Annotated in this window: 15 protein-coding genes and 1 pseudogene; 8 read left to right on the top strand and 8 right to left on the bottom strand. The window is 41.0% G+C overall.

The features are described from left to right. Positions 1-9: 9 nt before the first annotated feature. Together ACMAZF_RS16940 and ACMAZF_RS16935 are read right to left on the bottom strand one after the other, a co-directional pair. Positions 10-639, bottom strand: a pseudogene (locus ACMAZF_RS16940) (MFS transporter); the annotation flags it as partial. 169 nt (positions 640-808) lie between these two features. Further along, a complete protein-coding gene (locus tag ACMAZF_RS16935; protein WP_435274912.1) occupies positions 809-1,441 on the bottom strand; it encodes a hypothetical protein in 633 nt (210 codons plus the stop codon). A 70-nt stretch (positions 1,442-1,511) separates the two neighbouring features. Between ACMAZF_RS16935 and ACMAZF_RS16930 the strand changes: the two genes are divergently transcribed. The 5 genes from ACMAZF_RS16930 (at position 1,512) to ACMAZF_RS16910 (ending at position 6,391) form a co-directional block, all read left to right on the top strand. After that, positions 1,512-1,781 (top strand): AraC family ligand binding domain-containing protein, encoded by a 270-nt coding sequence (locus ACMAZF_RS16930; RefSeq protein ID WP_435274911.1) that lies wholly within the window; start codon positions 1,512-1,514, stop codon positions 1,779-1,781. A gap of 25 nt (positions 1,782-1,806) precedes the next feature. Further along, on the top strand, positions 1,807-2,178 hold the full coding sequence (locus ACMAZF_RS16925; RefSeq protein WP_435274910.1) for a hypothetical protein: 372 nt from the start codon (positions 1,807-1,809) through the stop codon (positions 2,176-2,178). A 142-nt stretch (positions 2,179-2,320) separates the two neighbouring features. Further along, entirely contained in the window at positions 2,321-2,491 is a 171-nt protein-coding gene (locus ACMAZF_RS16920) for a helix-turn-helix domain-containing protein (protein WP_435274909.1), read from the top strand. Between the two features lie 147 nt (positions 2,492-2,638). Continuing rightward, positions 2,639-5,107: a prolyl oligopeptidase family serine peptidase gene (locus tag ACMAZF_RS16915; RefSeq protein ID WP_435274908.1), complete on the top strand. Its 2,469-nt coding sequence runs from the start codon at positions 2,639-2,641 to the stop codon at positions 5,105-5,107. A 57-nt stretch (positions 5,108-5,164) separates the two neighbouring features. Next, positions 5,165-6,391 carry an HDOD domain-containing protein gene (locus ACMAZF_RS16910; protein WP_435274907.1) on the top strand — a complete coding sequence of 409 codons (1,227 nt, stop codon included), beginning with the start codon at positions 5,165-5,167 and terminating at the stop codon, positions 6,389-6,391. Here the strand turns inward: ACMAZF_RS16910 and ACMAZF_RS16905 are convergent. Then, positions 6,375-6,941 carry a hypothetical protein gene (locus tag ACMAZF_RS16905; protein WP_435274906.1) on the bottom strand — a complete coding sequence of 189 codons (567 nt, stop codon included), beginning with the start codon at positions 6,939-6,941 and terminating at the stop codon, positions 6,375-6,377. The genes ACMAZF_RS16910 and ACMAZF_RS16905 overlap by 17 nt on opposite strands. Before the next feature lie 446 nt (positions 6,942-7,387). After that, positions 7,388-8,140: a substrate-binding periplasmic protein gene (locus ACMAZF_RS16900; protein WP_435274905.1), complete on the bottom strand. Its 753-nt coding sequence runs from the start codon at positions 8,138-8,140 to the stop codon at positions 7,388-7,390. 374 nt (positions 8,141-8,514) lie between these two features. On the opposite strand from ACMAZF_RS16900, the gene ACMAZF_RS16895 reads away from it, so the two are divergent. From ACMAZF_RS16895 to astD, 3 genes are all read left to right on the top strand, one after another. Further along, complete coding sequence (locus tag ACMAZF_RS16895; protein ID WP_435277267.1) at positions 8,515-9,720, top strand: aspartate aminotransferase family protein; 1,206 nt, start codon at positions 8,515-8,517, stop codon at positions 9,718-9,720. 90 nt (positions 9,721-9,810) lie between these two features. Beyond that, entirely contained in the window at positions 9,811-10,827 is a 1,017-nt protein-coding gene (gene astA / locus ACMAZF_RS16890) for an arginine N-succinyltransferase (RefSeq protein ID WP_435274904.1), read from the top strand. A 45-nt stretch (positions 10,828-10,872) separates the two neighbouring features. Next, positions 10,873-12,342, top strand: a complete 1,470-nt coding sequence (astD, locus tag ACMAZF_RS16885) for a succinylglutamate-semialdehyde dehydrogenase (RefSeq protein ID WP_435274903.1) — start codon at positions 10,873-10,875, stop codon at positions 12,340-12,342. Positions 12,343-12,431: 89 nt separating this feature from the next. On the opposite strand, the gene ACMAZF_RS16880 is transcribed toward astD, so the two are convergent. The 4 genes from ACMAZF_RS16880 to ACMAZF_RS16865 all read right to left on the bottom strand — a co-directional run bounded on the left by ACMAZF_RS16880 (position 12,432) and on the right by ACMAZF_RS16865 (position 20,011). Beyond that, positions 12,432-15,713 carry a two-component regulator propeller domain-containing protein gene (locus ACMAZF_RS16880; protein WP_435274902.1) on the bottom strand — a complete coding sequence of 1,094 codons (3,282 nt, stop codon included), beginning with the start codon at positions 15,711-15,713 and terminating at the stop codon, positions 12,432-12,434. Between the two features lie 335 nt (positions 15,714-16,048). After that, complete coding sequence (locus tag ACMAZF_RS16875) at positions 16,049-17,392, bottom strand: DEAD/DEAH box helicase (RefSeq protein ID WP_435274901.1); 1,344 nt, start codon at positions 17,390-17,392, stop codon at positions 16,049-16,051. A 476-nt stretch (positions 17,393-17,868) separates the two neighbouring features. Next, positions 17,869-18,855 (bottom strand): transposase, encoded by a 987-nt coding sequence (locus ACMAZF_RS16870; protein WP_435274900.1) that lies wholly within the window; start codon positions 18,853-18,855, stop codon positions 17,869-17,871. A gap of 67 nt (positions 18,856-18,922) precedes the next feature. Beyond that, positions 18,923-20,011 carry a DUF6236 family protein gene (locus tag ACMAZF_RS16865; RefSeq protein ID WP_435274899.1) on the bottom strand — a complete coding sequence of 363 codons (1,089 nt, stop codon included), beginning with the start codon at positions 20,009-20,011 and terminating at the stop codon, positions 18,923-18,925. Between the last annotated feature and the right edge of the window lie 124 nt (positions 20,012-20,135).

Genomic DNA, 20,135 nt, shown 5'->3' with positions numbered 1-20,135 from the left:
TTACAACTATTAAATCGCCTGCGGCATTTGATGGGGCTTTGGCACCCATTGGCTAGCAATGAGTGAGCATGCTGCTAATGCAGCGCCAGCATAAAATACTAATGAGTTATCAATGAGCCAAATTAACCCAAAGAGTGCAGGAATGAAGACCGCTGCAATATGGTTAATGCTAAAACTCACACCCGCACTGCCTGCTAGATCTTTGGGGGCAGCTATTTTCTTAAAATAGGTTTTTAAAGCGATTGCCATCGCAAAGAATAGATGATCAATAACATATAATCCCGCGGCAACAGTGCTTGATTCAACTAATGCGTAGCCAGTGAAGACGACGATTAAACCGATATATTCTAAAGTGAGTGCTTTATGCTCACCGACACGGCCGATCCACTTGCCGATTTTGGGCGCTAAAAAGAAGTTAATGACATGATTTAAGATATAGAGCGCAGTAACTTCAGCGACTGAATAGCCAAACTTTTCCACCATCAAGAACCCTGCGAACACAACAAAGATTTGACGACGTGCACCGGATAAAAAAGTCAATAAATAATAAAGGCTATAACGTTTCTTTAAAATGAGCTTTTTATGCTGAGCTTCACCGTGATTGAACTCCGGCATCGCAAGAAACAACACAATGGTTAGGGTCTGTTGATCTTTGTGGTTCAAATTTTGTTCAATCTAAAAGGGTTTTGGGCAAGGCATGAGGATTGATGCTGGGTTTACCCCAGTGAATGACGAATAACGCCGCACAAAATACTTTTAGGTGAATCCTACGGACAGCATTTGTTTGTTATTTCTACGGCGTTATCGCCTATTCGTGTAGCCAGCTACACCACATAGGCTCTGCCTTGTAGAAACCCCAAACAAATTGCTGCAAAAATGAACTCAAAAGATCAACAGACCCTAGTAAGATACCGATTCCGCCAAGTGCGATATAAACCCACATATATTGCGCATCCAATAAGCTAAAGGCTACCCAAACGGCACCATAAGCGACCAATGCCGACGCAGACTTTATTGACAATAACCGCCCCAATTTTTCAGCCGCTTCATCGTGAGAAAACCATTGCAGGCTAAGAGACTGGTTAATGGTTTCGTAATAATGAAATCCTATCGACATGAGAATAGTGGTGGCATATAAACCGTAAACGGTGGGGAACAGGCCTGTGATAGTGACGCCAATTGATAGAAGAGCAAGAGATACAACAGCAAAAGTTTGTTCCTTAAGTACTAACAATATGAATACCGCGGTAAACGCGAGAAAACCGGGAATTTCACGTAGAGATTGCAACATACCAATTTCAGCACCTGTAAAGTTGGCACTTTCAATTGAAAAGTTGTTGAGCATGGCTAACCACGCCGAGAAAGTTATCGACATAGTGATAGTCGCAAGTGCTAGATAGACAAAAGGTGTCTGCCAGTGTTTTGGTATTAATGATTTCATGAATAATATCTGTGGAAAAACAACGGTAATTGATTATAAGATATCCAAAAGGTGACTAGTAGTCGCAATTATGACAGATAATATAGAAAAACAGACAATGAAGGGTTGGGTGCTTACTCAACGTTCAAAACACCGAAAATTGACTCACCCTATTATGCCCGTGCGGCGTGATATGGATCCTATGGTTCAGGTGGTCAAACATAGCCATACCTGGGGACAGTTAGTGTATGCATCGCAAGGCGTAATACAGGTCATTGCCGATGATGGGCGTTATATTATTCCGCCGGGACAAGCATTGTGGTTGCCATCAGGTGTCGAGCATCAAGTCTCAAGTCTCTAGTCGATATGGTGCAACTTTTAGGTACTTGCATATAGATTCTGCACTTTGTGATGTTTTGGGCACCAAGGTTTACACCTTCAATGTTGAGCCATTGCTGCGAGAACTCATTCTTGTGATGTGTGAATGGCCATTTGATTACGAAATGACAGCTGAACGACAACGTTTATTTGATGTGTTAATTGATTTGCTTAAATCAGCCCCAAATACTGGATTGTTTATGCCATCGATTAATGACAAAAGGCTGTCGCCAATCGTTGAAGCATTGAGCGGCGATCCAAGCAATAAGAAAACACTAGAGCAATGGGCAATGGAAGTCGGCGCGTCTAGCAGAACATTAAACCGATTGTTTAATCAGTATTTTGGACTGGGTTTTATACCAATTGCATTAAGTAAGTGATCTTGTTGTGCGTATAGAAAATCAGCTAAAACAAGGCGCTCGATTGACTAATAGCTGGCTATTAGGATTGAGAGCAACGCCATTTTAGTTAATTTTAACAAGTACAAGTGGGCAAATATTTAATGCAATTGGTATTAGCCAGTTGAAACAAAAATTTAAGATTATTCAGTCGTTAGATTTATTAGCTCAAGAGCATTCGATTGGCAATATCGCATCACGTTTGGGATATGAGTCGAGTTCGGCATTTATCTTTGCCTTTAAAAAGCACATGGGATGCTCACCGAGATCCTACCGTAAACGCAATCACAGCTAGCAATTTTGCGCTAATCTCCTTACAATTGACGCACCTTGTTTACATTTTCATTGTGATAAAAAATCAAAGATTAGTAAGCGTTTAAATGGAGTATTTGCTCCTAATTTTTGCAAGGCTTTGATATAACAATCATAAATAGGAATCTTCATGAAAAACTTGCTCATTGCATCCCTTGCATTAGGTGCAACTGCCTGTACAACTACGGCCACTAAAGTGTCGGCGCCAGTAGTTAATCAACCTGTAGAGGTTATTCAAGCCGCTCAACCATTATTGTCGGGTGATGGGTTAACAATGAAACAAATCATGGCGGATCCGTCATGGATGGGAATCGCACCATCAAGAGCAAATTGGCGTGATGATAATTCTATTTTCTATTCGTTAAAACAGGCCGACTCTCCGTTATACGATGTCTTTGTGCAGTCAATAGATGGCACTGCAAATAAACTAACACTAGCGGATGCACATTTGTCAGCGCAGACGAGTGGGGTAGTTACTCGTGATAAATCAAAAAAAGCATTTGTATATCAAGGTAATATTTTCATTAAAAATTTACAGTCGGGCGTTATTAAACAACTAACGCGTGATTCAATACGTCGCTCACAATTGCAGTTTCTAACGGATGGTCGACTAGCTTTTAAACAAGGTAATGCATTTTATGCGATGGATATCGCGCATCAAGGCACGCAATTATTAGCTGAGATTAAATTTGCTAAGGCACCTAAGGCGCCAAAAACACCGACAACTTATATTGGTGCTCAGCAACACCGTTTAATTAAATACGTTGCCCTTGAACAACATAACAAAGCGGTTCGATATAAAAATAAACAAGATCTTAAAGCGCAGAATAAAACGGTCGCAATAGCACCATTTTATTTAGATCCTAAGCATCGTTTAGTTGAAATGAGCTTAAGCCCAAGTGGTGATAAATTATTAGTAGCCACGAAAGACAAGAGCGTATTATGGCGTGCCAAGCACGATATTATGCCTAACTATCTTGGTAGTGAAGGTTATGTTGAATCTGTCGATGCAAGAGCACGTGTTGCCGAAGCTAAACCAAATGCACACAGCTTGGTTTACATTGATATTGCTAATCGAAAACAGCAAACATTAGATTTTTCACAGTTACCAGGTTCTGATGACGATGTGCTTGCTAGTGTTAAAACTGAGAACTTTGCTAAAAACGGTAAAACATACGAAAGTAAAAAATCAGCTCGTAACATTACGTTATTACCGGATTGGACATGGCGTCAAAGCGCTATATCCTGGAATGACGATGGCAGCGCATTAGCGATCATGTTAGAAGCTAATGACAACAAAGATCGTTGGTTAGCAAGTTATGATTTTACCAACAACAAATTAAAAACGTTACATCGTTTACATGACGACGCATGGGTAAACTACACGTTTAATGAGTTTGGTTGGTTGAACGACAATACAGGCCTTTACTTCTTATCGGAAGAGAGTGGTTATTCACAAGCTTATACCGTTAGTTTGGCAGGTAAGGTCAACCAAGTAACTAAAGGTAAATACGAAGTCAGTAGCGTAACCTTAAGTGATGACGGCAAGACAATTTTCTACAAAGCCAATAAATCTCATCCTGGTAAATACGAAATTTATCGTACTGATTTATCAACTAAGCAATCTATTCAGTTAACCAAACTGGGTGGAATGACAGATTACAAATTAAGTCCAAAAGAAGACAAGTTACTATTAACGCACTCGTCGTTATTACGTCACAATGATCTCTATGTGACTTCAAGTGATGGGCAAGGTGATGTTAAGCGTTTAACTGATACCGTGAGCGAAGAGTTTGCGAGTTACGATTGGCAGGCGCCTAAAATTGTTGCTGTTCCTTCAAGTCATGGCGAGCAACCGGTGTATGCGAAAGTTTATTTGCCGCAAGGTTTTGATAGCAAAAAAGCAGAATCTTACCCAGCAGTAATCTTTAATCACGGTGCGGGATACTTACAAAATTCACATTACGGTTTCTCAGGTTACTTCCGTGAATTTATGTTCCATAATCTATTAGCACAGCAAGGCTATGTCGTGATGGATATGGATTACCGTGCATCTAAAGGTTACGGACGTGATTGGCGCACAGCTATTTATCGTCAAATGGGCACACCTGAAATTCAAGATTTGGAAGACGGGGTCGATTACATGAGTAAGTACTTACAGGTTGATAAAAACCGCGTCGGTACTTACGGTGGTTCTTACGGTGGATTCATGACCTTTATGGCCTTGTTCACTAAACCTGAATTATTCCAAGCAGGGGCGGCACTTCGTCCAGTAACCGATTGGGCACATTATAATGATGGTTACACGTCAAACATCTTAAATCGTCCTAACGATGATGATATTGCGTACCGTAAAAGTTCGCCAATTGAATATGCACAAAATCTAAACAAGCCATTATTAATTATGTCTGGTGTGTTAGATGACAACGTATTCTTCCAAGACAGTGTTCGTTTAGTTCAACGCCTCATTGAATTAGAAAAAGAAAATTTTGAAACGGCTATTTATCCGGTAGAGCCGCATGGCTTTAGACAGCCATCAAGCTGGTTAGATGAATACCGCCGTATCTTTAAGTTGTTTGAACAAAACTTAAAGAAATAGATAAATTAAGTGGCACCGTGGCGGTGCCCAAATTATATAGAGTTAGTAAGGTTTATTGTGAGTCGATTAAAAAGCTGGTTATCTAAAGAAGACAAATCAATCCAAAGCGCCGAACAAAAATCGCGGCGTCCTGCGGCTGACGGCGATGCTAAGAGTGGATTAAAATCAGCAGGTGTTATTGAAACAGAAACAAACTTCTACCGTTACCTCGTTAGTAAAGCTTCATTGCTGCCGCAAGCGGACGATTTTGATAGTGAAATCCCAGATAACCGTATTTTACTTGATGTTGAGCTAGCTCCTGCGTTAGCGAGACAAGCAACGAAACAAGAGAACAAAGAGTTATTTAATGCATTAAAAGCTCAATTGTTCCAAGATGTTGAGTCACGTGTTGAAAATCGATTAATGTCTATTGATGATGAGACTTATCATCGCTTTTCTATTTCGCCGTATTTAATGGATGCCGTGAATATCGTCAATACGAAAGCAGCTTCTATTTCACGCATCAAACCATTAGCGTTGAAGCATGCTGGTCTTGTTCAAAACTTGGTGGGCGTAATGAACCGCTTTGGTTTGGTAAAAAAATCAGATGATAAACCACTAGAGCCGAAAGATGCAGAGTTGTGTTTAGGCTTCTTAGGTATTGAAAAAATCCGTGTTTTTTTACCGTATCTGATTGTCCATGAATCATTAAAAGATGCTGGTGCTAAATTTCATCAAACGTCGCGTAAAATCTGGAATCATGTACAAATCACTGCTCAAGCAGCAAGTGCTTTGGCATCTTTAGAAGACGGATTAGACCCTGATGAAGTTTATATGCTGGCGTTATTTCATGAAATGGGAGCGGCGATGTTGCTTCATATTGTGGATGAATGTTTTTATGAAACGCGACATGAACTTAGTCGTGATGCTGCTGAATCAGGTGCGTCAGAAGTCAGTCATAAACTCGCCGAAATCACCTCAGCAGTACCTGTGCTCGATCGTTTGATGCCAATGAAAGCGAAAGCGTTAAGCGCCGAGATCTCGGCTAGATACAAACTAAATTTCTTCCGCTTAGCACCTACGCTAGAAGACCTTTCCCAATCAATGAGTATCGATGAAATGGGACCTGCGGCACGCGTCATTGCACAGGGCAGAAGCTATGCAGTATTTAAGCAAATGTACAAAGAAGAGTTGATTGATAAAGTGCAGGCAACAGCCTTGTTAAATTATTATCAAATTGACACAAATAAAATTAAATTACTAAATAAACAAAAGTATTTGAAAGTACCTAAGGTTGAGCCTTAGCCATTTTTTTAATGCAGTTTAAGTCACCATAATCTACTAGCTGGAACAGGTCGTTTTTCTGCGCCAGTTTTTTAAAAGCAGCGCTAAGTTTTTCAATAGTGGCTGGTGGTGTGCTCAGGGGCATCGCAATCGATGGATTAGAAGAAAAAGCGTAAGTTATTTTTTCTAATTCATTGATGTCTAATCTGGATTCCTGTGCTGCTCGTTTTATTTGATGATCAGATGCAATAACCAGTTTTATTCGCCCAATCTTTAACATACCAATCGTTTGGCTTATGTGTGAAACACGACTAATGCTGTTAAACCCACTTTGAGTAACAAAATTATCGTTGGCTGTATCAATCTGCGTACCAATGGCAAGTGTCTTAAGTGCCGATAAATCGCTGTTAGTGAGCTTTGATTTTTTCAAGGCGTAAAAGTTAATCTTTGCATCGGTAGGAAATCGAGCAATCCAATGAAATTTTTCTTGCCGTAAATTGGTTCTGTTAATTTCATACCCGTTACCATTGAAGATGCTTTTGCCTTGTTTATGCAGGACTTTAATATCCACAAATAGCTCCTTCGTTAACATACCGTATCACCTAAAAATAAATGATACATCGGTGGGTCAATTTTGGATCGATGTTAGTGGGTCATTTTTGCACCGTTGGTGACACCTAGCATTTGGCGCGCTTCTCGTCTTACTGGAATTAGCACTTTCATTGGCAACGGGTATCTATATCAATATGTTGGGCTTAGTTTGAGCCAACTTGTATGCTCTAGCCCAAGGCAGAACAGCAATCGAATAATCGAGGTTAGCTGTTGATAATATCTGTTTAACTAACTCGGTGTGGGGTCCTTTTACTTGACCTTTCTCTAGATAATTAAATGGCCAGAGGTTTTCTGTCACAACGGTGGTTTTTTCTCGAATGCAGAGGATTGCTGAGCATAACAAAGTACTGTAATGATAAATAATAAGGTAAATGAGACTCTTGTTAACATAATCTATTTATCACCTTAATGCTGCCGAGATGGCGTCACGCATTCAGCAGGTGTTATCTCCATAATCTGACATAGGCCTTCTTTTTCTTCCAACTCTAATGCTGCTTTTCTAAGTTTGTTAACTGTGCGTTGAGGAGTTGTAAGGCTTAATGCTATTGCCGGCTTTGAGTTAAAAGCTGACCCTATTTTTATGATATCTGAGCGTTGCATATTATTATTTCTTAACGCCTGTAGGATGGTATTTTCAGATGCAATGATTAAATCGACGCGTTGTCTTTTAAGCATGCCTACAGATTGAGATATTTTTGAAACTCTACTGATATTTTTGAACTTATTTCGGCTTAGAAAAGCGTCATTGACGGAATCAATTAAAGCAGCAATTCTTAGTTCTTTAAGAGAAGATGGTTGCTTATTGGCGAGAGGACTTCTGGATAGTGCGTAGTAATTACTCTCTACCTTTACAGGAATTTCGGTTACCCAATGGAACATCTCACTTCGCTCAGGCGTTTGATTAATGCTATATATCAATACATTGGGTTTAGTTAGTGCCATTTTATAACTTCGAGCCCAAGGTAATAAGACTAACGTATAATCCATATCAGCTTGCTTAAGAATACGTTTAACTAATACGGTTGCACTTCCCTTAATTTCATTGTTCTCTATATAGTTTAATGGCCACAAATCTTCGGTCACAACTAGAAGTGGTGGTGTTTTAGCGAACGAGACTGAACTAAACAGACATATTAGCGCAGCAAAAAAACACTTCATTTAGTTTCCTTTTAATTGAGTGAAATTAGCCAATTTATTGTTCAGCAAAGTGTGATTCTTGATGAAAAATACAAAAAAAGTTATTTTTTTTGTAAAAAAAAACACAGTGACTAGCTACCGAAATTTTTGACTATTTATTCGCAACAATTCAATAGATTTGTTTATTTATTCACTTATTATTTTTAGTCCATTGAAGACGGTGTACTGAAAGCAATATTTAGTGTCTAAATTATAGGCGACCGTGAAGACATTCGCTCAAATTTCTGGGATACTCTGGCCACAATTTAATAGCTCATTAAGAGTTTATTAAGCTTATTTACCCCTTTTCAGTACAAATGAAGAGAAGATAGAGGATTAATTTTATGCCAGAGAAAATGCAAGTAACACGTGAATTATTTGATGAAGTAATGGTACCTAACTACGCACCATCAAGCATTATTCCAGTACGTGGTGAAGGTTCTCGTGTATGGGATCAAAATGACAACGAACTAATCGACTTCGCTGGCGGCATCGCGGTTAACTGTTTAGGTCACTGTCACCCAGCACTTGTTGCTGCTGTGAACGAGCAAGCGAGCAAAATCTGGCATCTAAGTAACGTAATGACGAACGAGCCAGCGTTACGTTTAGCGAAAAAATTAACTGACGCGACCTTTGCTGACCAAGTTTACTACGCTAACTCAGGCGGCGAATCAAACGAAGCAGCACTTAAGCTAGCACGTCGTTGGGCATTAGATAACTATGGTAAAGAAAAAGACCAAATCATCGCATTCAAGCAAGGTTTCCACGGCCGTACTTTCTTCACAGTAACGGTTGGCGGCCAAGAAGCTTACTCAGACGGTTTCGGTCCTAAGCCGGGCGCAATCGACCACGTTGCTTATAACGATTTAGAAGCACTTAAAGCATTAATGTCAGACAAGACTTGTGCAGTAATGATGGAGCCACTGCAAGGTGAAGGCGGTTTAGTTAGCCCAACTGACGAATTTGCAAAAGGCGTTCGTGAGTTATGTGATGAGCACAATGCACTATTAATCTTTGATGAAGTTCAAACAGGTTTCGGTCGTTTAGGTTCATTCTTCGCTTACATGGATTTAGGTGTGACTCCAGATATCCTAACGAGCGCTAAAGCACTAGGTGGCGGTTTCCCAATCGGCGCGATGTTAACAACAAAAGATATCGCTAAGCACCTTAAGCCGGGTACACACGGTTCAACGTACGGTGGTAACCCACTAGCATGTGCTGTTGGTGAAGCAGTAATGGATATCATCAATACATCTGACGTATTAGATGGCGTTAAAGTTAAAGAAGCACAAATCCGCGCTGGTTTTGAAGCGATTAACGCTAAGTACAACGTATTTAGTGAAATCCGTGGTAAAGGTTTATTACTAGGCGCTGTGTTAAACGACGAGTACCAAGGCCGTGCACGTGACTTCATGGTTGCTTCAGCAGAAAACGGTTTAATGGCATTAGTAGCAGGCGCAAACATCGTACGTTTCGCTCCGTCACTAGTTATTCCAGAAGCGGACATCGCTGAAGGTTTAGTGCGCTTTGAAAAAGCAGTAGCACAAATTGTAAACGCTTAATTACTTCATTCGTTAAAGGGCAACACAAGTTGTTCGCCTTTTTTATCGCATATATTTATTGGTATCGGATACCTAATTTGAGGATCGATTATGTTGGTCATTCGTCCGATAGTCGCTGCTGACTATCCTGCATTAATGCAAATCGCTCATGATTCTGGTGTTGGTTTTACATCATTACCAACCAATGAACAGCTTTTACGTTCGCGTATAGCACATTCAGAAGAGTCTTTTGCTGCCAATGCTACTCAGCCTGGCACTGAAGGTTATCTGATGGTGATGGAAGATACGGAAACTGGCAAAGTGGTAGGCACCAGTGGCATTGAGTCGGCAGTAGGTTTAGACAATGCCTTTTACCACTACCATCTAGGCAAGGTTGTGCATTCGTCGCAAGAGCTGAAATTACACAATACTATCGACACCTTGACCCTGTGTAATGACTACACGGGCGCAGCAGAATTATGCACGCTGTTCTTAAGTCAAGATGCTCGTGGTGGTAATAATGGCCGTGTATTGTCTCGTTGTCGCTTCTTAATGTTGGCAGAGTTTGGTGAGCGTTTTGGCGATAAAGTAATTGCTGAAATGCGCGGTGTGTCTGACGAAAGCGGTAATTCACCGTTTTGGGAATGGCTAGAAGCTCACTTCTTTAGCATGGACTTTCCAACGGCTGACTACTTGTCAGGTATTGGTAATAAAGTTTTTATTGCTGAATTGATGCCGCGTTATCCAATTTACACCAACTTGCTGAGCCAAGAAGCACAAGATGTCATTGGTCGTGTACACGAGAAAACACGACCTGCATTACGTTTGTTAGAGCGCGAAGGCTTTAGATATCGCGGTTACGTTGATATTTTCGATGCGGGTCCAACGGTTGAATGTGAACGTGAACAAATTAACGCAGTACGCGGCTGTGTTCGAGTTACCGTGAAAATTAGCGACGTTGAAGAAGGCTCACCATTTGTTGCGTGTAATACTGATTTTGAACATTTCAGAGCGACAGAAGTGCATATCAATTTGTGTGAAAACCAAGAGTTCGCCTTCATTACTCAAGAGCATGCTAACGCATTAAATGTAACAGACGGCGATAAAATCCGCGTCGTAGCACTGTAAAAGCAGCACTGTAAAAATTGCACGTAAAGAATCGAGGAAAACATAATGTCTCAAGCAATTCAATTTATAAATGGTCAATGGACCACTGGTTTAGGTAACAACGTAAACTCAGTAAACCCAGCGAACAACGATGTTATCTGGACTGGTCAAACAGCGACAAGCGAGCAAGTTGACACTGTAATGACAGCAGCACGTGCAGCCTCTTTCGAATGGGCACAAATCGGCTTTGAAGCGCGTAAAGCGATTATCGAAAAGTTCGGTGCACTGCTTGTTGAAAACAAAGAAGAAATGGCGCACGCCATTGCGCTTGAAACGGGTAAACCATTATGGGAAACACGTACTGAAGCCGCTGGCATGGCAGGTAAAATTGCTATCTCAATCAAAGCGCACAACGAGCGTACTGGTACGGTAGAAAACCCAGCGCCGGGCGCTAAAGCGTTTATTCGCCACAAGCCACACGGTGTTGTTGCGGTATTTGGTCCTTACAACTTCCCAGGTCATTTGCCAAACGGCCACATTGTTCCAGCATTACTTGCAGGTAACACCATTGTATTTAAGCCAAGTGAATTAACGCCGCGCGTTGGTGAACTCACGGTTAAATTGTGGGAGCAAGCTGGCTTACCAGCAGGCGTAATGAACTTACTGCAAGGTGAAGTTGAAACAGGCGTTGCCATTGCAAACCACGTTGAAATCGACGGTTTATTCTTTACGGGTAGTTCAAACACTGGTCACTTGTTGCACAAGCAATTCGCTGGTCAACCGGGCAAAATCTTAGCGCTTGAGATGGGGGGTAATAACCCGCTTATCGTTAAAGACGTAGCAAACGTTGATGGTGCCGTACATGACATCATTCAGTCGGCTTACGTTACAACAGGTCAACGCTGTGTATGTGCACGTAAATTATTCGTCGCTAATGGCAGCGATGGTGATGCACTGATTGAGCGTTTAGTTGAAGTAACTAAAGACATCAAAGTAGGTAACTTCGATGACGCTGAGCAACCATTTATGGGCTCAATGATTAGTGAAAAAGCAGCACTTGGTATGGTTGCAGCACAAAAGATGTTAGTTGAGAAGGGCGCGAAAGTGTTAATCGAACTAACACACAAAGCGGGCACAGGTTTTGTAACACCAGGTCTTGTTGATGTGACGTCATTTGCCCGTGAATTGCCAGATGAAGAGCACTTTGGTCCATTACTGCAAATCATCCGTTATTCAAGCTTTGATGAAGCAATTGAATTAGCAAACAATACAAGCTTTGGTTTATCAGCAGGTTTGTTGGCTGATAGCCGTGACGATTACGATTACTTCTTCGCGCGCATTCGTGCAGGTATCGTAAACTGGAACAAGCAAATCACCGGCGCAAGCGGCGCTGCGCCATTTGGTGGTGTTGGTGGCAGTGGTAATCATCGTGCTAGCGCGTATTACGCAGCCGATTACTGTGCTTACCCGGTGGCTTCAATGGAAGCTGATGAAGTGGTATTGCCAGCAACGTTGACACCGGGTTTAACCTTTTAGATCGAGTAATCGGTTATTTCGAAGTCCAGATAATAAGGCTGACATAAATGCGCAATGAGGGCTAACTTTTTATTATCGTTAGTCCTTGTTTAGCCTGATATGGTCAATGGCAGCGTTATTTCAAAGGCGCATCCTTTGTCTGTGGGCACTAGTGTAATAGTTCCTTGGAGCAACTGAGTTACGGTATTGTAGGAAATGTTTAGCCCTAATCCCGTGTTTCCTTTGATCCTATTAGTTGTGGTAAAGGGTTCAAAAATAAAGGGCTCTATCTTTTTACAAATGCCTACACCATCGTCACTATAATTGATGACTAAATGACTAGCGGTATCATTGGTAGCTATTTCCAGAGAGATATTACCCTGAGGCTGATCTTTAAAACCATGCAACAAAGAATTCGTCATTAATGCTTCAATGGTATTTTCGAAGGCGAAAGGGTAGCTATTGATTTCAAGAACAGTGGAGCAAGTCATTGTGAATGATATATTTTCTTTTATCATTTGTGCCACATAACGCCGATGAAGGCCATCTAATACGGTATTTATCGAAAAATAGCTGACTTGCTCTTGTTGCTTATCGACAGCGAGTTCTTTAAAGCGATTAATGAGATCGGCGAGCCGTGCAATACTAGTTGTGCTCAAATCGACGGCTTGGGTTAGTTTATCTTTGGTAAGTTGAAACCCTTTTTTGGAAAGCGATTTATTTTCAATGTTATCAATGAGATTCATGGTTTGTTTTTCGACGCAAGAAATTGCTGTAATCGTATTGCCTAATGGCGTATTCAACTCGTGAGCAACGCCAGATACTATGCGGCCAATTGACGCCATTTTCTCTGATTCGACCAGCTGATGTTCTGTTTTTTCAAGCTCTTCGATCGTATCAACTAATTCTTTTGTGCGTTTTTTAACTTTACTTTCTAGTTTGCGTGCATGGGCTTTGGCATCCTTGACCCGCCAAAAAATAAAAAGATAAATAGCCTTAAGAAACAAGACCATAAATAATATTGAAGCCCATAATGTTTGCCACCACGGTGGTTCGATTATAAATTTAAACTGCGTCACATTGGAGTTCCATACGCCTTCATTGTTCGCTGCCGTAACTTGAAAGATATATTCACCCGGCGCTAGATTCGTATATCTAACGGTACGCTGTTTTGCGTTCGCTATATTCCATTGTTTATCGACACCCGTAAGCTGATAGCGATATAGATTATTCATGGGGGCAATAAAATCTAAGCCAGCAAACGAAATAGAAATATCATCTTGCAGGTAAGAAAATTTTTGCTCGGGGTAATGAGGTGTAACAGCGTCAGCCTTGTCCATTAAAAGAACAGGCTGTTGAAGCACCTTAAAATCGTACAGTATAATTTGCGGTTGATGGACGTTTCCAGAAAACTGCTGCGGGTCAAATATGTTTAGCCCATTGGGGCCACCAAAATACATTAACCCTTCGTTTGTCTGTAAATGGCTATTTCTATTGAAACTTTTGCCAGTTAATCCATCCGATTGTGTCAAGGAGGTAAATTTTTTATTGTGGGGCTCGAAGTGAACTAAGCCATCACGCGTCCCGAGCCAAAATAATCCGTTTTTATCTTTTTCAATACTCACAATATAGTCGGTAGGCAGGCCGTGCTCAGTGGTATAGCGCACAAGCTTTTTGGTCTCTTTGTTATAGATTATCAAGCCATGGGTACTTGCGGCCCACACTTGATTGTTATCGTCTAAATAGATGTCGATTATGCTGTCTGTTGAATGAAGTGATACAGACGTGAAGGACTGGCTGTTAGGGTCGAAATGCTCCAAGCCATTGTAACCACCAAGCCAAAACGAACCATCGGAATCTTCAACAATATCATTGATAGAAAAATTGCTGATGCCACTTTCTTTACCCGCACCGACAGGAAAATATGACGTAAATATCCCGGTTTCTGGATCTAATATTTGCAGCCCTTTACGCCAAACACTTAGCATAATTTGTTGATTGGAATTGATGAGTATCTTGAAAATATGTTCACCGGCTAGAGAGTGTTCAGGTGATTGGGGGTTCAATGCGTAGTGAGTAAATGTATTCGTGGTTAGGGATAACTTGCATAGCCCACCGCCGTAGGTTCCAATCCAAATGTTACTTGCATTATCTTGGGTTACCGCGATCACTGAGTTGCTGCATAGACTATTTGGATTGGTGGGATCGTTTACATAGCGTGTATTGACTTTTGTCACGGGATTATAACGATTTAGTCCGCCGCCATCGGTGGCAATCCATATATCGCCTGAAAAAGATTCGTGCAAGCCTAAAATGTTATCAAAACTAATACTATTGGCGTCTGAACTATCGTGTCGCAGTGTATAAAATCGTTCTAGGTGGGGGCTTATCCGATAAACGCCTTGGCTGCCTGCTATCCAGTAAGACTTATATTTGTCTTGGAATATATCATTGATCGGCATTGATGGAAGTTGATGTGTATCGGCGGTGTCTATCGTGCTAGAAATTTTCTGAAATCCGTCGATAATTGGTGAATAAATATTGAGTCCTTTCTTGTCAGTTCCCACCCAAAGTCTTTGATATTTGTCGATGAATAAAGACGTGACAACGTTCTCTGAAATTGATTGAGGGTTATCCTCTTGATGTGTGTAAATTTGTTGTGTTTTCAATATCGTATTATAGGCAATGAGTCCTTTACTGGTGGCTACCCAGAGTCGGTTGTTATCGTCTAATACGAGATCATATAAAGTTGTCTCCCCGCTTGCTATGCCATTAATTTTCAAGTGTTCAACGTTGTCTCCTGACTTCGCATCAACTAATGAAATACCACTATTAGTCGCAACCCAAAATTTATTGTCTTGATTATCAGCAATGATTTTATAAACAAACTTATGCTCTGGAGAATCTAAATATTGATAAACAACTTGCTCGGACTCTATATCAAATGCTCTTAGTCCGTAGCCTTCACCACCATACCAAATTAAATTACCCTGTTTAACCATGCTATAAATAGCGAAATGGTCGGAGACATTATAATTGGTGAAGTTTTCATGTTCTGGATTGTAAAGACTGATTTCATTTCCGCCAATCCAGAGCTGTTGGTCTTGATAAATGAGTTCGCTGATAGAGTCATAAGCGATACTTTTTTCATTGTCTACATCATGCGTAAATACCGTTAATTCATAGCCATTGTAGCGTTTTAGCCCATAATCTGACGCTATCCATAAGAAGTCTTGTTTGTCTCGAAGCACGCGGTAGGTGTGATCAGATTGTTGCCCCTTAGATAAGTATAACCCATGCACCTTAATGTTATTGAAATCAATCTCATCTCCCCAGGAAACTGAGTGAAATAACAATAATAAAAGCAATGCATAAAGTTTATTTGTAAGCATAAATACTCATCATTAATGAAAAGGGAGCTTAAGACAACCAAAAGCGTTTCTACAGTCTCTTCATATTTTTTCACGCATAAGTTGTTCTGGTCAAGTCAATAGTGGATACTAAAACTTAATTTGGAGACTTCGCTGGGGCTTTCCACTACTTATGTCTTGCAAAAATCAGCGATTGTGACGTTCACATACCTAAATGAACAGACTGTAGACTGTGCTACGATTAACCTTGATTAATCGTAGCACCAATATCAGGTAATGGACTTTATGGGCTAATACCAGTGAAATAACAAGACTTGGAGTGTCTATTAACAGTCATGTCGGTATCTGATGAAAAACTACTCATAATCAGACTTTAGACTACCAGACCAAATATCTTGGTAGATAGTTGATTCGCTTTTTGACGCTTTCTTGGCTCTCTTCTTTTTGCCTGAGCCTGCTGGTGGCACAACGGGTTTGTTGACGCTAAAATCAGGGTCGATAAGTGATTCATCGATTTCAAAGCCTGCGATTTCTTCGCGCTCTAATCTGAATTTATTCTTCTTCTCGATGATTTTAAAATGGTGGTAATCTTCATAATCGATTAGTGATAACGCCAAGCCGATTTCACCAGCTCGGCCACTACGACCAATGCGATGCATATAATCTGCTGGGCTTCTTGGTAAATCAAAGTTAAACACCACTGGCAGTTTTTCAATATCTAAACCACGAGCCGCAATATCAGTGGCAATTAACACTTCAATCTCGCCACCTTTAAATGCTTGTAACACACGATTACGTGCGCCTTGGCCTTGATCGCCGTGGAATACTTCGGCAGTGATGTCGTGTTTAGCCAGCTTAGAGGCTAAATGGGCACAACCGCTTTTAGAATTTACGAATACCAATACTTGTCGCCATTGATTTTCTTTAATCAAATGCGCCAGCGATACAGTTTTCTGACCTTTATTAACAGTAAAAACACGCTGAACTAAGGTACTGGCCTCAGCGCTCTGTACTTGTACTTCAACGGGATCGCTCAGTAACTCAGTGGTTAAGGCTTTTACTTGTTCTGGGAAGGTCGCCGAGAATAACAATGTTTGCTTCTGCTTAGGCATCATCGCCAACAAAGCGGAAATCTCTTCGGTAAAGCCTAAGCTCAACATGCGATCAGCTTCGTCAAGCACTAAGGTCTTTACATGATCGAGTTTAATGGCATTGCTTGATATCAAATCGAGTAATCGACCCGGTGTTGCTACCAAAATATCGGTGCCGCCACGCAGTGCCAACATTTGTTTATTTGTTGAAACGCCACCAAACACCGCAACGGTTTTTACTGCGCCGTTTAAATGAGCCGCGTAAGAGCGAACGCTGTCTGCAACTTGGGTTGCTAACTCACGAGTCGGCACTAACACGAGCCCTGCAACATAGTTACCTTTTTTACTCGCGTTGGAGCAGGCTTGACCTGAGGATTTTTCATTGAACAATTGCTGTAGTAAGGGCAACGCGAAGGTCGCGGTTTTGCCCGAGCCGGTATTGGCGCCTGCAATGAGATCACGACCAGCCAAAATATTTGGAATGGTTTGCGCTTGAATCGGCGTTGGCTGCTGATATTGCAAATCAGTTAAACGCGCTAGCAAAGGCGTAATGAGTCCAAGCTCGTTAAAGCTGCTTGGTGATGTGGCGGTGTTATTGTCGATAGTCATGAATAATCGAGGCTCAAAGCAAAAGTAATGACGATATTTTACCGTATTTATGCCTGTGAGAGTGAGCTGAATTTGGGTTGATTATCACGAGGGAGTAAATGTGTGTGTTTAGCCTCGTTTTATAAAGCAATGATGAAGGTTTCTTAGCCTGTATGTCACTAGCAGAATTTCACTAAGCATGATTGTAATTACCTAGTTAATGAATTACATTTCTCAACGAATGCTACACAATGATGTGTGCTAATGAAATTCAGGACAGGCAATAATATCTCATTGAACTTAAACTCATAGACTTCATACAAGCATGTTTTACAGACATAGAAATTACCTCGTAGGCTCTTGAAATCGATTTTATTAGCGGTCATGGTGAGTATGCTAATTGAAATAGGACATGGCGCGTGAAATTAGAACGAATTTCTGCTTCAGCGTTTGCTGATAATGATGAAATGAATTAAGTAAAACAATTTGAGTTAAGGTTAGCCGACGCCCTTGCACCAACTTCGACCGTGACGGTGAGCGTAATTCCGCAATTGCATTGCACTGCCTGCGAAACTGCCGTATTGACGCCTAAAATCTCTGACGGCCAGTTGCCAATCATCACTATCAATGCCCAATGTTTGTAAAATCGCGGGTTCACTGTCATCAATAAAGCCTGTTTTCTTGGGATCTATATGCCGTCCACTCCAGTCAACTAATTCAAAATAGTCGCTATAACTTAAAGGAATGGCGTTGTTATCTGCAACAGGAGAAAATGGCAATAGAGCATGCGGCTGGCTTGGTACGCGATAATCGGTGTTTGGTCTTGCCTGTTGTCGTTGATGGGATTTAAACTGTTTGAGGCGCTCTTGGATTGACGTAAAATTACTGTCCATCATATTACTGGCAATGCCCGCTCTTATTGGGTTTAAATCAACATAGGCCATACAGCTTAATAATGCCGTTTCATCCAGTAATGCTTGTGATTTGAATCGTCCTTCCCAGAACTTTCCTGTGCAATTATCTTCTTTATTCGCCTCTCGTGAAATATGTTCATTTAAGCATTTCATAAACCATGATATGTCATATAGCCGGTCACGCCAGCATTGGACGTACTCTTCAACTTTAGCCAGCTTAACTGCGCTCATATTTCGATTCGCTAAATAATCATCCACCATAGGATGGCCAGAATACAAGCGATACCAACGCTCAATCACTTCATCCATTGTCCACATATCAGCAGTCACTTTATCGACTTGTAGCACCAAGTGATAATGATTACTCATAATGGCGTAAGCCGCTATATTAATTGAATATATTGATGAGAGGTGTTTAATTCTATCCACCAGCCATTGTCGTCGGTGGTCGTAATTACGTTGGGTATACGGGTCATCACCACATAAGAAACTGCGCCTTACACAGCGGTTAATTACGTGATAATAAGAAGTAGCTGATAAGTCAATTAACTGGTGACGGGCTCTGGTCATAAAAACTCCTACTACACTTGTTTTTTAACTTAACAAAGCATAGTAGAGCCGAATGAATTATCAATAATCAACGAGAAATTTTTGCCTGTCCTCGATCTTTTCTGGACTTCTCATTGTTGAAGAGTACTGTTGATGCTGCAACGGATAAACCTGCGCCAACTAATAATGCTTGTGGCGTAGAAAGCCCAAGTGTACCGATTACAGAAGTAGTAGCTACAGACATCAGTGCTATTTGAATTCCCCCCATCGCAACCCATTTGATTTTGTTGCCATTCAAGCTACCTTTCAAATCATTTAGTGCAGGAATAATTTTATTTGTGTGTATGTCAGATAAATGTTGCTGCATCGCTTGAAGAGACATTTCCTCTGGCAAGCTGCTAGTTAAACTTTCTATTTCTGAGCGAAATCTGCTCAATTCGTCTGAGTGTTTTGACTTAAATTCCAATATTTTCTCAACAGGTGTTTCAGGATCAATATGTATCTTTTCGATAAGTAGATTGTATAGAGCACCTTGCCTCAAATATCTAGGAAGATCATGCCTGCGTCTTCTCCCTCCAAACTCATGCCGGTAACGATCTGACATGTGCATCATCGATGTTAAATTTGCGTCAGCGCGTGCTTTAATACTTAAATTGTGAGCCGCATTAGTGCCTGTGACTAATCCAGCCCCAGTATCTTCTGAAAGCCTATTGGCTAATAGCGTCATGTAATAGCTCGCAAATTCTGGTGCAACATCTAGAAAGCCGCCTCTGCCTTCAAGAGCAATGTCCATATCTTGGATCATGTGCCTAATTTCATATGACATCTTTTCAGGGTGAAGCATCAACCGCCTAATTCTTGAGGGCAACTTTTCAGGATGAAGAAATGCTCCGCCACGCGTAGAAGCACCAGTAAATAGCTCTGCGCCTTCTTGGCTTGATAGAAAATCAATCACATCGCTTTCCAAATCCATAATGACTGGCATATGTGAGCTAACTCGAAGAGGAATAAGAATTTCAGCATCATACAGCTTCTTTGCTATATCGGTTTGATATGGATCTTCGATTGACTCAGGCACTATGGTTTGCATCGTATCCCAATAAAGCGCAGCGGTTTTCAGCCACTTTTCATCAGGAATTTCAATGTGTGGGTAATATAGTGATTTAGAAAATATCATGTCTTCCTATCCGATACTGATTAGATGCACTTAGGGGCCTAACGCCGCAAATAAACGGCAAATATTAGTTGGCTATAATTTGTGAGGTACGAACAAAGCCAACTGATTTTTGTCCGCACTTTTT

The organism is Psychrobium sp. nBUS_13 (assembly GCF_051201665.1).
In the GTDB taxonomy this organism is placed as follows: domain Bacteria; phylum Pseudomonadota; class Gammaproteobacteria; order Enterobacterales; family Psychrobiaceae; genus Psychrobium.
This window is presented reverse-complemented; position numbering and strand designations above follow the sequence as displayed.